The sequence below is a fragment of the Bradyrhizobium daqingense genome (genome assembly GCF_021044685.1).
Taxonomy (GTDB): Bacteria; Pseudomonadota; Alphaproteobacteria; order Rhizobiales; family Xanthobacteraceae; genus Bradyrhizobium; species Bradyrhizobium daqingense.
Window position 1 is genome coordinate 2,635,638 of record NZ_CP088014.1, and the last position, 14,416, is coordinate 2,650,053.

11 protein-coding genes and 1 tRNA gene are annotated in these 14,416 nt (G+C 62.9%); 5 read left to right on the plus strand and 7 right to left on the minus strand.

What is annotated here, in order from left to right; genetic code table 11:
• Position 1 precedes the first annotated feature (1 nt).
• The 6 genes from LPJ38_RS12640 to LPJ38_RS12665 form a co-directional block, all read right to left on the minus strand.
• The gene (locus tag LPJ38_RS12640) at positions 2 to 625 is read right to left on the minus strand and encodes a FliH/SctL family protein (RefSeq protein WP_145642448.1); all 624 of its coding nucleotides are present in this window, start codon (positions 623 to 625) and stop codon (positions 2 to 4) included.
• On the minus strand, positions 625 to 1,719 hold the full coding sequence (gene fliG, locus LPJ38_RS12645; RefSeq protein WP_008546004.1) for a flagellar motor switch protein FliG: 1,095 nt from the start codon (positions 1,717 to 1,719) through the stop codon (positions 625 to 627). Before fliG ends, LPJ38_RS12640 begins: the two co-directional genes overlap by 1 nt.
• 41 nt (positions 1,720 to 1,760) lie before the next feature.
• Entirely contained in the window at positions 1,761 to 3,374 is a 1,614-nt protein-coding gene (fliF, locus tag LPJ38_RS12650) for a flagellar basal-body MS-ring/collar protein FliF (protein ID WP_145642450.1), read from the minus strand.
• Between the two features lie 182 nt (positions 3,375 to 3,556).
• A complete protein-coding gene (gene sciP, locus LPJ38_RS12655) occupies positions 3,557 to 3,832 on the minus strand; it encodes a CtrA inhibitor SciP (RefSeq protein WP_002714638.1) in 276 nt (91 codons plus the stop codon).
• Between the two features lie 286 nt (positions 3,833 to 4,118).
• The gene (locus LPJ38_RS12660) at positions 4,119 to 4,823 is read right to left on the minus strand and encodes a flagellar hook assembly protein FlgD (RefSeq protein ID WP_145642453.1); all 705 of its coding nucleotides are present in this window, start codon (positions 4,821 to 4,823) and stop codon (positions 4,119 to 4,121) included.
• Positions 4,824 to 4,835: 12 nt separating this feature from the next.
• Positions 4,836 to 6,485 carry a flagellar hook-length control protein FliK gene (locus tag LPJ38_RS12665; RefSeq protein WP_145642468.1) on the minus strand — a complete coding sequence of 550 codons (1,650 nt, stop codon included), beginning with the start codon at positions 6,483 to 6,485 and terminating at the stop codon, positions 4,836 to 4,838.
• Positions 6,486 to 6,860: 375 nt separating this feature from the next.
• On the opposite strand from LPJ38_RS12665, the gene mnmA reads away from it, so the two are divergent.
• From mnmA to LPJ38_RS12690, 5 genes are all read left to right on the plus strand, one after another.
• Positions 6,861 to 8,042, plus strand: coding sequence for a tRNA 2-thiouridine(34) synthase MnmA (gene mnmA, locus LPJ38_RS12670; RefSeq protein WP_145642456.1), 1,182 nt, complete (start codon positions 6,861 to 6,863; stop codon positions 8,040 to 8,042).
• Positions 8,043 to 8,121: 79 nt separating this feature from the next.
• A complete protein-coding gene (locus LPJ38_RS12675; protein ID WP_145642458.1) occupies positions 8,122 to 8,760 on the plus strand; it encodes a class I SAM-dependent methyltransferase in 639 nt (212 codons plus the stop codon).
• Between the two features lie 44 nt (positions 8,761 to 8,804).
• Positions 8,805 to 9,161, plus strand: a complete 357-nt coding sequence (locus tag LPJ38_RS12680; RefSeq protein WP_145642460.1) for a hypothetical protein — start codon at positions 8,805 to 8,807, stop codon at positions 9,159 to 9,161.
• A 264-nt stretch (positions 9,162 to 9,425) separates the two neighbouring features.
• Positions 9,426 to 9,502: transfer RNA gene (locus LPJ38_RS12685), tRNA-Met, on the plus strand.
• Positions 9,503 to 10,400: 898 nt separating this feature from the next.
• The gene (locus tag LPJ38_RS12690) at positions 10,401 to 11,048 is read left to right on the plus strand and encodes a hypothetical protein (protein WP_145642462.1); all 648 of its coding nucleotides are present in this window, start codon (positions 10,401 to 10,403) and stop codon (positions 11,046 to 11,048) included.
• Between the two features lie 932 nt (positions 11,049 to 11,980).
• Here the strand turns inward: LPJ38_RS12690 and LPJ38_RS12695 are convergent.
• A protein-coding gene (locus LPJ38_RS12695; protein WP_109866565.1) for an IS3-like element ISRj2 family transposase occupies positions 11,981 to 13,110 on the minus strand; the annotation gives its coding sequence in 2 pieces (ribosomal slippage) (positions 11,981 to 12,858 and positions 12,858 to 13,110; 1,131 coding nt in all).
• Positions 13,111 to 14,416: the final 1,306 nt, after the last annotated feature.

Here is a 14,416-nt window from a genome sequence, read left to right on the forward strand (position 1 = left end):
TTTAATTCCCCCTGCGGGACGCGATGTAGCGTCCGACCATTTCGTCGATCTTGGCCGCGATGGCGTTGCGCTCCAGCACGACGCCGCCATCGGCCCATTCGATCCGGCAATCGCCGGTCGCAATCTCCGGCTCGGCCAGGATCACCAGCCGGCCCTCGAAGCCGCTCTGCTTGGCGAGCCGCTCGATCTTGTCGCGCGCAGCCTCATAGAGCGCGTCGTTGATGCGGACGACGAGATGCGGCGTCGCGACCAGATGCGAGAAGCAGTCCTTGACCAGCGCCATGATCTCGCCGAGCGGCTCGGCCGCGACCAGATCGGCGCACAGCTTGCGGGCGACCGCGACTGCGACATCGACCGCCTCGGTCTCCATCTTGGATTCGATGTTGCCGATGCCGGAGGCGATGCCCCGGACCGCGATGTTGATCTCTTCCATGGCGAGCGCGACGCGGCGGTCGCTCTCCGCCTTGGCCTCGCGCTGGCCGGCGGCAAAGCCGTCCTGATAGGCGCGCGCTTCGGCTTCCGCGACCTTCTGGGCGATCTCGGCGGCGGTCGCGCCCTTCTCGCGCGTCGACCGCTCGGGCGCCGCGAAGTCGGTATCGAACAGGAATTTCGCCGGAGCGGCCATCAGTACACCAACTCGTCGTCGGCGCGGTTCTTGGTCAGCATGATCTCGCCCTTGGCGGCGAGGTCCTTGGCGAGGTTGACGAGCAGCGCCTGGGCCTCGTCGACGTCGCGCAGACGCACCGGGCCCATCGCCGCCATGTCGTCCTGGAGCATCTTGGCCGCGCGCGAGGACATGTTGCCGAAGAAGAAGTTGCGGACATCCTCGTTGGCGCTCTTGAGCGCGACGCCGAGCTTGTCCTTGTCGACGTTGCGCATCAGGGTCTGGGCCGAGCCGGAATCCAGCTTCACGAGATCGTCGAAGGTGAACATCAGCGCCTTGATGCGCTCGGCCGATTCGCGGTTGTCCTCTTCAAGCGAGGTGATGAAGCGGGTTTCGGTCTGGCGGTCGAAATTGTTGAAGATTTCCGCCATCACTTCGTGGGCGTCGCGGCGGCGGGTCTGCGACAGATTGGACATGAACTCGGTGCGCAGCGTCTTCTCCACGCTCTCGATCACCTCCTTCTGCACCGCCTCCATCTTCAGCATGCGGTTGATGACGTCGAGCGCGAGCTCTTCGGGCAGGATGCCGAGCACGCGGGCGGCGTGCTCCGACTTCAGCTTCGACAGCACCACCGCGATGGTCTGCGGATATTCGTTCTTGAGATAGTTGGCGAGCACCTCTTCCTGCACGTTGGAGAGCTTCTCCCACATGTTGCGCCCCGCAGGGCCGCGGATCTCGTCCATGATGCCGTTGACGCGCTCCGGCGGCAGGTATTGCTGCAGCAGGCGCTCGGTGGCGTCGAAATTGCCCATCAGCGCGCCCGAGGCCGACATGCGCGAGACGAATTCGAGCAGCATGTCCTCGACGGTGTCGACTTCGACGGTGCCGAGCGTCGACATCTCCAGCGAGAGCTGGCGCACCTCATCGTCGTCGAGCAGCGACCAGATCTTGCCGCCATATTGCTCGCCGAGCGCCAGCATCAGGATCGCGGCACGCTTGGGACCCGCAAGCGCTTCAGCCTTGGCGCCGCCTGCACGGCTGCCGGCGCGCTGACCGAGCGTGGAGATCACGCTGGTGATGTCGTTGGAGTTGGCGTTCTGCAGATTGGCGGCCATGTCAGATTACTTCTTGATGCACTTGGCAGAGTTGGTTTGGGTTATTTCGCGGGTTCTGTCAGCCATTGGCGGATGATGGCGACGGTTTCGTTGGGGTTGCGTTCGGCGAGCTCGCCGACGCGGTGGACGGATTGGGCGTGGACCTGGCCCTGGATGGTGGCGACGTCGATCGCGCTGGCGGCGCCGCTCGGCAGCAGTGGCTGGCCGGTGGCCGGCGCTGGCTCTTCCGAAGCGGTGGGGCCGGTCAGCACGCCCGAAATGGCGGCGGCGACTTCGTCGGAGGCGAGGATGCGCTTGACCAGCGGACGGATCACCAGGAACAGCACGACGAGACCCAGCAGCATCATCACGCCGAGCTCGACGAAGTACATGAGGTCATCCTTGGTGAACTGAAGCATGCCAAGGAAGCCCGAGGGTTCGCCGATCGGGGCGGTGGAGGGCGCGTCGGCGAAGCGCAGGTTGACGACCTCGACCTGGTCGCCACGCTTCTGGTCGAAGCCGATCGCCGAGCGCACCAGCGCGGCGATGCGGTCGAGCTGCTCCTTGGTGCGATCCTGATAGGCGAGCTCGCCCTTGTCGTTCTTTGAATAGATGCCGTCGACCAGCACCGCGACCGAGATGCGGTTGACCCGGCCAGCCTCGGTCACCTCGGTCTTGGTGGTGCGGGAAATCTCGTAATTGTTGGTCTCTTCGGTCTTCTTGCTCTGGTCCTTGGCCGCGACGCCGTTGTTCTGCTGGTTGCCGGGCAGCTCGTTGTTGACGGTGACCTGGCCGGTGTTGTCGGCGGTCATGCTCTGCTCTTCGCGGGTCTGGCTCGAGCGCAGCACGCGGCCTTCGGGATCGAACTTGTCCGAGGTCTGGGTGACCTTGTTGAAGTCGAAATCGGCGGAGAGCTGGACGCGGGCACGGCCCGAGCCGACCACGGAGGAGACGATGTCCTCGACCTGCTTGCGCATCCGTTTCTCGAAGGCGATGCGGCGTTCGTCGCCGAGCGCCTGCTCCGGATCGGCCTGGGCGCCGTCGGCCAGGAGTTGGCCGGCCTCGTCGACGATCGAGACCCGCTGCGGCTTCAGCCCGTTGACGGCGGAGGCGACGAGATGGCGGATGGCGCGGATCTGCTGGGCCTCGAGCGAGCCGCGGACGCGGACCACGATCGAAGCCGACGGCTCCGGCGCCTCGCGCGCAAACAGTGGCCGCTCGGGCAGCACCAGATGGACGCGGGCGTTCTGGATGCGGTCGATGGCGCGGATGGTGCGGGCGAGCTCACCCTCCAGCGCGCGCAAATGATTGATGTTCTGGACGAAGGAGGTGGTGCCGAGCGCGTCCGACTTATCGAACACCTCGTAGCCGACGCCGCCACCCTTGGGCAGGCCGCCCTCGGCGAGCTTCATCCGCAGCCGCGTGACCTTGTCCTTGGGCACCATGATGATGGAGCCCTCATTGCGGATCTCGAACTGGATGCCCTGGCGCTCCAGATCCTTGATGATGCTGGAGGAGTCCTCGACGCTGAGGTCGGTGAACAGCGTCGTCATCTGCGGCGTGGTGACGCGCATGATCACGAACGCGAAGAAGCCGATGAGCGCGGCAGTGACCGCGATCATGGCCCCGAACCGGGCGGCGCCGATACTTTTCAGAAAGTCCGCAAGACCTTGCAAGCAACCGCCCCAACAGATTCGGCCGCTTTCACCGGAAAGGCCGAGTGGGCAATTATTGCCTAGGTGATGGTTTCGATATGGTTAACGAAGGTTAAGAGGTCGGACAAAAGTTAACGCCATGAAAAAATCGGCCTCGCAGGGCGGGGCCGATTTTCGTCAAAAGCCGCAGATTTCCGGATCGCTTACTGGCGATATTGCTGAATGCGGGTGGTGCGAAGACCCGCTAGACCGTGCTGGTCGATGGAAAACTGCCAGGAGAGGAATTCGTCGACCGTCAGGGTATAACGGCTGCAGGCCTCCTCGAGGGAGAGAAGTCCACCGCGCACAGCGGCGACGACTTCTGCCTTGCGGCGGATGACCCAGCGTTTGGTGCCGGGTGCAGGCAGATCCGCGATCGTCAACGGACTGCCGTCCGGCCCGATGACGTATTTTACCCTCGGGCGATGGGGTTCTGTCATGGCGTACTCACAAACTCTCAACCACTGAACTCACGCCGTAACCGTAACCCCTGCGGCTTAAAAATCCGCTAAGCCTAAGGCTTCAATACAATTCTCGTTGAAACTGGCGGGAACACGGGCGGCCCGGGGCGCTGAAAACGCGATTTCAGCAGGCCAAGCGGGGGTCTTCGTAAATACTTTGCTAACGAACGAGGCCGGCGAGGGCTCTACCAGCCGTCGTCCCGGCCTAGTGCGCAATTGCGCACTAGGCCGGGATGACACCGAATGTTTGGCGGACGAACGTCCCTCAATTGCTGGTCGCGATGATGCTCTTGACCTGGCTCAGGGTGTAGCTGGCGCCGTCGATGGTGAGCAGCGGCGGCGACTGGGTCAGGTCGACCGACGACACAACGCCCTGCACCTGGGCGGCGATGCCGACATTGTTGTTCGCGATGTCCTTACCGGTGGCCGAGATCGTGTACTTGCCGTCGGGCCATTGCGTGCCGTCGTTGCCCTGCCCGTTCCAGGTGAAGGGGATGTCGGTGCCGGCGGCGGCGGTATATTTGCCGGTGAACACGGTCTGGCCGCTGGCATTGGCGACGGTGATGTCGACGGTCGAGTCGGTGGGAACGTTGAGATGCCAGGTCGCCGAGGAGTTCTTCATCGTCGCGGTCGAGCCGTCGACCAAGGCGGTCTTGCCGACGAAGCCCAGCGCCTGGGTCGCCTGCGTGGTCTGCTGCAGGGTAACGAGCTGGGCCAGCGCATCGTTGGTCTTGAGCTGCTGCTCGACGCCGGCGAACTGCACCAGCTGCTGGGTGAACTGGTTGGTGTCGAGCGGATCCAGCGGGTTCTGGTTCTGCAGCTGCGTCGTCAACAGCGTCAGGAAGGTCTGGAAATTGCCGGCGAGCGTCGATCCCGTGGTCGAGCTCAGCGAGTTCGACGAGGAGGATTTCGGGAGGTCGGTCGTTCCGGAGACGACGGGCGAGGAGGTCGCGGCGTTCGTGGTAGCCATGTCCAATACTCCTTACACTCTGATGTCGACGCCGCTGCTCGATCCGAGCATGCGGCCGTAGCCGCGTCCGACGGGCGCTGCTGCAATGGTTTCGTCCTCACTGATGACCAGGCGACGGGCATTGCCGCCATTGTCCTGGTTCTGGCCGGAGTTCTGGCCCGACGAATTCTGGTCGCGCAGGCTGAAGGACAGGCCGTTGCTGCCGGTCTTGAAGCCGGCATCGTCGAGCGCGCGCTGCAATTGCGGCGCGTCCTGCCGCAGCATCTGCAGCGTTTCCGGCTTCTCGACGGTGAGATGCGAAGTGACCTGGCCGTTGCGGTCGATATTGATGCGGACATCGATCTTGCCGAGCTCGGCCGGATCGAGGCTGATGTCGAAGCGCGACTTGCCGGAGCGGATCGCGGCGGCGATCTCGATCGGGATGCCGCTGATGGGCACGGCCGTGTGGGTCGCCGCGGTCGCGGTCAGTGTTGCGGTCGAGGCGGTGGCGGCCGAGGTCGTATTGGTCAGCGGCGCCTGCACGGCCGAGGCGGCCTGCGCGCTGGTGTCGGTCGCGGGCAGGCTCGCCTGCGCCGTTGCATGAGCGTGGGTATTGGCGGTTGTCGGCGCGGCATCGGCGCTGCGATCGGCGGCGCCGGACTTGGCTTCGGCCAGCCCGGCGTCGCCTTGAGGCTTGGCTGCCTGGGCATGCGCAGCGTTGGCACCGGCTGCGGTTGCCGGCGTTGGCGTCGCAGCAGCGGTGTCGGTCTTGCCGGCCTCCTGGCCGATATTGGAGACGTCGGCCTGGGACTGCGCCGTGGCCGCATCCCTAAACGAGGTCTTCGGCGTGCCCTGGTTGACGGCGGCGATCAGGCCGCCATTGGCCTTCGCATCGGTCGCGGTCGCCTCAGCGGTGCCGGTCGCGGTCTCGCCGAGCGTCGTCGTGGTCTCGGCATCGACCACCGCGCCCGCGGTCTTGGCGCTCTTGTCGCCGGCCGTGGCGGTGTCGGTCTTGGTGCCGGCAATCTGCGCCGCGGTGGAGGCGCTGGCGGCGAGTCCCGCGGCGGCGATGGTCAGCGGCGAAGCGGCGCTGGCGGCGGCCTGGTTTGCGGCCGCGTTCGGATCGGTCGGCATGAGGGGCGCGGCGACGATGATCGCGTTGGGATCGGGAATTGCGGTCTGGCCCGCATCGGCCGGCGCGGCGGCAGCCACATCGACGGCGGCGGTCGCGGCGTCGGTGCCGTCGATGGTGTCGGTCTTGTCAACCTTCGTCTCGTCCGATTTGTCGGTCGATTTGGTGTCGGAGGCCTCGACCTTATCCTTGTCCTTGGTCTTGCCGGCGTCCTTGGCCGGATCGGCCGTGGTGTCGCTCGCCATATTGTCGTCGTCGTTCTTGGCGGGCGCGGACCTATCGGACTCATCGCTTGCCCGGCTCTGCGGGGGCTCATCCCTGGACGCGGTGTCGCGCGCTCTATCAGGGGCGGACGAGGAGGCGGACTCGCTCCGGCGCGGTGCGGTGTCCTGCGCCTGCGTGTTGTTGTCGATCGCCTGGGTGTTGCTGTCGACCAGTGAGCTGAAGGAGTCGGCGGCGGAACTCTCTTTCGGAGCCTGCGAGCGGACAGGCTTTTGCTGCGCGCTTGGGACCTGCACGCTTGCCACGATATCTGACGTCCGACCGACCACAGGCGACCTCATGGAAACATTTCGGCATAGAGGGGAGCAAGGAGCGGGCCAGCCTCTCGAGTGGCAAATTTAAATAATGAAATCAATGTCTTGTAGAATTTATGCCGCTACGGCGATGCCGCTGCGACCCCGGCATTTCTGCCGCCCCGGCAAGAATTGCCCTAAGCAGGCGCCCGTGTGATTGCTTCACCGGAATGCCGCCTATATTAATGAGGTCACTCTCAGCCGCTTTCGACAGGGCCTTGTGCCTCCTAGGGGAACCAGCATTCCCAAGGGATTGCCGATGTCCCGAAGGAAGCACGCAAATCGCGGATGCGTCGCACGCCGCCGTCAGAACGCCAAGGCGCTGCTCACAAGGCACAGTTCACAAGGCCCATGCTCAACAGTCTGGATCTCGAAGGCCGTCCTGAGGACACCAGGGTCGTCGTCGCCATGTCGGGCGGCGTCGATTCCTCGACGACGGCTGCGCTGCTCAAGGCTGAAGGCTACGACGTCGTCGGCATCACGCTTCAGCTCTACGACCATGGCGCGGCGACCCACCGCAAGGGCGCCTGCTGCGCCGGCCAGGACATCCACGACGCGCGCGACGTCGCGACCAAGCTCGGCATTCCCCACTATGTGCTCGACTATGAGGACCGCTTTCGCGAGTCCGTCATCGACAATTTCGCCGACTCTTACGCGCTCGGCGAAACGCCGGTGCCCTGCATCGAGTGCAACCGCAGCGTCAAATTCCGCGACCTCTTGAAGACCGCGCGTGAGCTCGGCGCGCATGCGCTCGCCACCGGCCACTACGTCGCGTCGCGCCGCCGCGACGACGGCTCGCGCGCGCTTGTCTGCGCCGCCGACGGCGACCGCGACCAGAGCTACTTCCTGTTCGCGACCACGCAGTCACAGCTCGACTTCCTGCGCTTCCCGCTCGGCGACATGACCAAGCCCGAGACGCGCGAGCTCGCGCGTCGTTTTGGGCTCGCGGTTGCCGACAAGCACGACAGCCAGGACATCTGCTTCGTGCCGACGGGGCGCTATACCGACATCATCACGCGGCTGAGGCCGAACGCGATGGACCCCGGCGAGATCGTCGATCTCGACGGACGCGTGCTCGGCCAGCACAACGGCATCGCCAATTTCACCGTCGGCCAGCGCCGCGGCCTCGGCATCGCGGCCAGTGCGCCGCTGTTCGTGGTGCGCCTTGATGCCGCCGCGCGCCGCGTCGTGGTCGGCCCGCGCGATGCGCTGAAGATGCACCGCATCGTCCTGCGCGACGTCAACTGGATCGGCGTTGGCGACATCGACCGCGCCATTGGCTCCGGCCTCGAGATGTTCGTGCGCGTGCGCTCGACCCGCAGCCCGCAAGCAGCCTGGCTGCGCGGCGGCAACGGACAATACGAGGTCGAGCTGGTCGCGGGCGAAGAGGGCGTCTCGCCCGGACAAGCCTGCGTGTTCTACGACGCGCCCTCGGGCCAGGCCCGCGTGCTCGGTGGCGGCTTCATCCAGAGCGCCGCCGCGAAGGCCGGCACCGCCACCCCGCGCCCGCTCGCGGAAGCCGTGCGCGGCTGAGTCATGATGAAATCGAGCACCGGTGGATGGGCTGGGTTTACCTCTCCGGTTGGGGAGAGGTGAAGTAAGGGCAGGGGGCATGGCAGCAGACATCTCGCGGGCCGGGGTCGAGAAGGCCTATGGCCGCTGGGCGCCGGTTTATGATCTCGTTTTCGGCAAGGTGTTCGACGCCGGCCGGCAATCGACCATCGCCGAGGCCGACCGCATCGGCGGCCGCGTCCTCGACGTCGGCGTGGGCACAGGTCTTTCGCTATCCGAATATGCGCGCACCACGAAAATCTGCGGCGTCGACATCTCCGAGCCGATGCTGCGCAAGGCGCAGGCGCGCGTGCGGGCCCTGCGCCTCTCCAATGTCGAAGTGCTCTCGGTGATGGATGCGAAGAACCTCGCCTTCCCCGACAACGCGTTCGACGCGGTGGTCGCGCAATATGTCATCACCGCCGTGCCCGATCCCGAAGGCACGCTCGACGAGTTCGTGCGCGTGCTCAAGCCCGGCGGCGAGCTGATCCTGGTCAACCACATCGGCGCGGAAAAGGGTCTTCGCAAGCTCTCCGAGCTCGCCTTCGCCCCCATCGCTCGCCGCCTCGGCTGGCGCCCGGAATTCCCGTGGGCCCGCCTCGAAGGCTGGGCTGCCAAGCACGGCGGCATCACCCTCACCGAGCGCCGCCCCATGCCGCCGATGGGCCATTTCTCGCTGATCCGCTACCGCAAATCGTGATCGTACCGCGGGAACACGTGCCGAGGCCGGCGCGTTTTCCTCCCATGCGCACGACATCGAACATCATCCTGGTAAGCCTCCTGATCGCCGCCTCCGGCAGTGCGATCGCGCAGGCCCCGCCCGCCCCGGCGACGCCGCCGCAAGCGACCGCGCCGCCATCCCCGCAACGTGCCGCCGGATGTGCCCCATCCGATCGGCTGGCCACCACCCCCGACGGCACCACCACCGGCCAGTCCCGGGAACCGCTCGGCGACAAGCTCGCCAAGACCGACGGCGTGCTCTGCCCGCCCGCGGGCGTCGATCCCGACATGCACGCCCCCGCGCCAAGCACCGGCGGCAACACCCCGGTCATCCCACCCCCCGGCAGCCCCGGCGGCGATCCCAACGTGCGGCCGAAATAAGAGCCGTTCCGCTTCACAGTTCGTCATGCCCGGGCTTGTCCCGGGCATCCACGTTCTTGCGCCCGCAAATCGAGGCGTGGATGGCCGGGACAAGCCCGGCCATGACGAACTCATTGAAAAGAGGCCGTATTCGCAAAGGCGGCTCGTCCTGCCATGGGCTTTGTAACCGCGGAAAAAGGCGGCCACTTTGCTTGACTTCCCGCCGCCCCCTTCCTTATATGCCGCGCGTTCGCGAGATCGGCGTTCCGCCGTTCGCGACCCTGTGGCGGGGTAGCTCAGCTGGTTAGAGCACGGGAATCATAATCCTGGGGTCGGGGGTTCGAGTCCCTCTCCCGCTACCAAACTCACCTAAATCGCTGACATTTCTCCAGAAGTTCGAGTGTGCTCGACCCGACGCTGACGGGTTGCATTGTGCGGGTCGTATCGCTCTGCTGCCCGGGTCGCTCTTCCTGCATAGATCAACTAGGCGCAGAGTGTTGGGGAATGTCTGACCAGCTTGAACTCGTAGTGCTTCACCGAAGCGGTGGCGGAAGCTCCGCGAAGAAGGAGCGATACACCTTCGATTTTGTCGTCAACAGGCAATCTCTCTTTACTATCACCGGTGCCTCCAACTTCGATTTGTCCGGTTGCCTTTCGGTCCCTCAACGAGAGCCCGAGCCGTTCCGATCGGCGGGAGTAGCCGCGTGGCTCTGTATGTTTGTCCTGAATGTGGAGACCTCGCGTGCGGAGCTATTACCGCACTCATATCGCGAAGCGATGGCGTCGTGAGTTGGTCCGACTTCGCGCATGAAAATGGAGATGACAGCGAAACAAAGCTATCGAAGGTCGGCCCCTTTGCGTTCGATTGGAGATCCTATGTGACTGCAATCGAGCGAGCTTGCGCTGGCTGAAAGGCCGTAGGATGGGTAGAGCACTTGCGAACCCATCATGCTTCTGTTCGACAAGGCTTTGATGGGTTTCGCTTCGCTCTACCCATCCTACGAGTTCTGCATCCATCCGCAAAGTGGAGCCGTGTTATACTTGTTTAACGCTTTCGCCAGCCATGATTCAATGCCGCAAACGTTCTAGCGCGTAGATTAGCTTAAGCACTCTCGGCCCATCAAGCGCCGGTGTCGAAAAGTTCTTGATGGGTCTCATATCGCCTGCAGCAGTCCTGTGTGCCGCGACGGCTAACGACTCGGGCAAGCCTCAAGGCAGCCGGATTGCTGATGGGCCACCAAGTAGGGACGGGAGGCGTGAGTGCAACTGAATCTGTCACGTTACTCCATGGGATTCCTGGAGTTGTTCTCTTCCGATCGGGTGGAACTCCGCGGATCAGGCACACTTTTGAGAATTGGCAACACGTATGGCATCTTGACCGCAGCCCACGTGTGGCAAGTAGTTCGCGAACTTGAGATAGTCGGTATCTATCTGTATCCGCCGCGCAGTACTGAGATGCATTCCATATGGGAGGAAGTACGTCTCATGGATGCGGTCACTTTCAAGAATCGCGATGAGGATGAGTATGGGCCAGACCTTGCTTTCATCCGCATCAGAAAGGGCAAGGCCGTGTCAATCGAGCTGCATGGCGCGTTCCTTAGCTTCGAAAAGGACGAACAACGGGTACGAACTGAGACGCCGGAAGGCAGCAAAGTCGTCGATGTCGTCGTAGGGGGCGTTGAGGCTATGGGACAGAAGGTAAACATGCGGCACGATCGAAAACTCATCGTCCAGCGGTCGCTTGCAATTGTGGGTCGTGCGACGGTTATCGACGATGGGCGCGAAGGCTTCGATCGCTTGGAACTCATCCCTGAGTCGGATGCAGATTTCGAAGCTCCCCAGTCTTATGGCGGAATGAGTGGAGGTGGATGCTTCCGTGTGTACTTCCCCGAGAAGATACGAAGGTGAGATCGAGCCGGTCAACTTTCACCTGCTTGGCGTCGCTTTCTACGAAACTAAGCTTGCAGGAAAGGCTGACAAGCTCATTTGTCACGGTCGCCGAAGTCTGACTGACAAGTTGTTACCCGCAGTTCGTGCTAAGTGGCCCGACGAAATCTAGGCGGGCGCTGCACGCAGGATGCGTAGAGCGCCCTTGCGAGATTCAAATAGGACGTCGCAGTTGCTTCAAATCGCCGTCAGTTATTTTGCCTACGACGATTAAGTATCTCGGCATGCCCATGAAAGCGAATAGCCGTACTGCGACCAATAGATGGGGCTCGCCGTTTAGATCGCAAGTCTGGCCGTAAACGTGATGTAGAACGTTTGGCTGATCGGCCAGAGGGACGCCACTCTTGTCCCCGCCTACGAAATGCGGTGCGTAATCACTCTTTCCTAGGATGATATCGGGCAAGCAGGGGACGAACGAAACTTCACCGAATCGGGCAATCGCATAACTATGAGCGATCTTTGCAAGCATCCTTGCGTATTCGAGTGGTCCAACTCGGCCGAGTTTCAAAGCCACACCCTCCTGAAGATGCTCCTCCAGTTGTCCTATTTGATACCCGACAACGTGGCGCCCACCAAATTTATTCGTTGGCTGAGCGTGACGAAGTAGGCCGGCAGGTTCAAAGTCGAAACCTAAGCAGACCATTGGAAATTCGTCGAGCGGTACTATTCGCGTCTCTAAATGGCCGTCGTTGCGATAGTTCGTGGTGAGCTTAACGGTGGTCTTAGGTTTGCGGCGGCTCCTCAAATAGAGCTGGCCCCGGTTGTTTGGACAGCGCCCCGCTGGATTTAAGTGGATTCCTGCCGGGTTATGCTGAACGCGGGGCTTTACGATTTTGTCGTTGCGTCGGGAGGGCGTAGCCCGACCAGAGCGACGACAAAATCGTCGGCGACGGTCATGCGGCCATCACCATAGCTTGCGTGCCGAAGTAAGCCTCGTCGGGCGTGCGCCCGTCAAGGCTCGAGTGAGGGCGTCCCTGATTGTAGAAGGCCAGATACTTGGCAATTGACGCTCGCGCCTCGGACACGCTGTCGTAGGCGCGGAGATAAACTTCTTCGTATTTGACCGTGCGCCAGAGCCGCTCGACAAACACGTTGTCGCGCCAGGCGCCCTTGCCATCCATGCTGATGGCGATCTTCGCGTCCAGCAGCACATCGGTGAACTCGAGGCTGGTGAACTGGCTGCCCTGGTCCGTGTTGAAAATCGCGGGCCTGCCGTGCTTCGCCAACGCCTCCTGGACCGCTTCGACGCAGAAGGCCGCCTCCATTGTGATCGAGACGCGATGGGCCAGGACCCGTCGGCTGAACACATCGACGACCGCCGCGAGATAGACGAAGCCACGCCGCATCGGAATGTAGGTGATGTCCATTGCCCACGCATGGTCGGGCCGCTCGATCTTCAATCCGCGCAACAGGTACGGGTAGATCTTGTGACCCGGAGCCGGCTTGCTCGTGTTCGGGCGACGATAGACCGCCTCGATCCCCATGCGCTTCATCAGCGTCGCGATGTGGCGGCGACCGGCGTATACCCCCTCCCGCCGCAGCAACGATCGCAGCATACGCGCTCCCGCGAAGGGATAATCGAGATGCAGCTCATCGAGCCGACGCATCAAGGCAAGGTCCTCGGCCGAAACTGGCCGAGGTTCATAGTAGACCGTGCTGCGAGCCAGCTTCAGGACCTTCGCCTGGCGCACGATAGAAAGATCATGACCGCGGTCGATCATCGCTTTGCGCTCAGCAGGCCCGCCTTGGTGAGCGCGCCGGACAAAAAATCGTTTTCCAACGCCAGCTCGCCGATCTTGGCATGCAACGCCTTCAAATCGACCGGCGTCTCGGCCGATGTCTTGTCATGCCCAAACACGCCGGCGGCGCCTTCCAGGAGCTGGTTTTTCCAGATCGTGATCTGGTTCGGATGAACATCAAACAGTTGCGCCAGCTCCGCCAGTGTCTTGTCTCCTTTGACCGCAGCCAAAGCAACCTTCGCCTTGAATGCCGGAGAATGCGTCCGGCGGCTCTTCTTCGTCATCTTCGCTCCTGATTCGCAGCAAGAATCCTCGCCGCTGTCAGGCAGAAAATCCACTCAAGCTACTGTCCGAATTTGCGGGGCCAGCTCTAATTCAGCTTTGCGCGCAGTGGACCAAGGGTGCCTTGCAGGCACAATCCCTCAAATCGCTTTGTGACATCAGCGCACTCAGCGCAGCTGGCCTTCGGCAAGAACCAGTCACCCCCTTTGGGTTGCAAGCCGAGAGGAACGATGTGCTCATCAGACAAATTGGCAGCTGAACCGCAATAGATGCAGTGGCCAACAGCCTTGTACTTTTCGGCCGACCATACAACGAAGGGCGACGATCGGTTCGAACTCTTCTCCATTAGCCTAATGACCTAGCAACTCAAATATCTGATCCAAAAGAGACTCGACCTTTGAGGTTAGCTTAATAGACTCGCCCCCGAGTGAACAAGCCGGCGTTAGATCGTCGTGGCCGCCTGTCGGGCAGACGTTTGCCAGCCGTCACCCTGTCAACCCCTCCGCACAAAAATATTCCACTTTACCGAAATTCGGTTTTGTCGTACATCTCACCCATCCCGGCTCATCTTGAGGGGCGATCATGAGGTCGTCTTGTTCGCGAGCCGGGCTTGCGGTGGACGCGGCAGCGTCGGGCGCGACAGCTAGGGCAGGGCGGATTGCTCTCCGTGAGCCCAGGGCATCGTGCGGACGAACGGCGCTGCTAGGCTTTGTCTCGTTTGCAAGTTTCCGGCTCTGTCGACGGAGCGGGGAAAACTGCGGCGAAATGGCGGGCCGTGCGTACGGCAAAACCGTGTGGTCCTGGCCGTCGTTGCTACGGTCAAGCTCTTGCGGAGGCGGCATCAGCGTCAACCGGCGCGGTGCCGGTGAATTCCGCGAGGCGCGAGGGAGGCCAGAAGGAACTCGGCTCCCGGGAGAGCACGGCATAAGCCGTCCGACCATCGCGCAGGGAAGGCCGAGTGATCGGCACCACCTGTATGCTGCTGTGCGGTTCTTCCTGCGTGTGCTTTCGCGCAGCGGACCGCGGGTGCTGTGTCAGCACCCGGCCTTCCCTGCGCCCTCTTGATTAAAGAGGGTGGAGCGATCAAGCAAAGCTCGGGCGAATTCAGCCGCGAGAATGCGGAGCCGCGTCCGTACGATTGCTTTCGCTGACACTGCCGATCTCGCTCTAGAGCCTCCCCGTGCGCAGTCCAGGGCTATCGCATATGACTTGTGGCGGCGGCTTGCGCCCACGCCTGGTCTTTCGAGACGGCGCTTACGCGCCTCCTCAGGATGAGGCTCATCTAACGTCAGCGCTCGTTGAAACTGC

What these genes read in the sequence shown, in the direction of transcription:
- LPJ38_RS12680 (WP_145642460.1), top strand. Translation starts at nt 8,805, where the DNA reads ATGCGCACGACATCGAACATCATCCTGGTAAGCCTCCTGATCGCCGCC.
- LPJ38_RS12640 (WP_145642448.1), bottom strand. Translation starts at nt 625, where the DNA reads ATGGCCGCTCCGGCGAAATTCCTGTTCGATACCGACTTCGCGGCGCCC.
- LPJ38_RS12660 (WP_145642453.1), bottom strand. Translation starts at nt 4,823, where the DNA reads ATGGCTACCACGAACGCCGCGACCTCCTCGCCCGTCGTCTCCGGAACG.
- LPJ38_RS12675 (WP_145642458.1), top strand. Translation starts at nt 8,122, where the DNA reads ATGGCAGCAGACATCTCGCGGGCCGGGGTCGAGAAGGCCTATGGCCGC.
- sciP (WP_002714638.1), bottom strand. Translation starts at nt 3,832, where the DNA reads ATGACAGAACCCCATCGCCCGAGGGTAAAATACGTCATCGGGCCGGAC.
- fliG (WP_008546004.1), bottom strand. Translation starts at nt 1,719, where the DNA reads ATGGCCGCCAATCTGCAGAACGCCAACTCCAACGACATCACCAGCGTG.
- mnmA (WP_145642456.1), top strand. Translation starts at nt 6,861, where the DNA reads ATGCTCAACAGTCTGGATCTCGAAGGCCGTCCTGAGGACACCAGGGTC.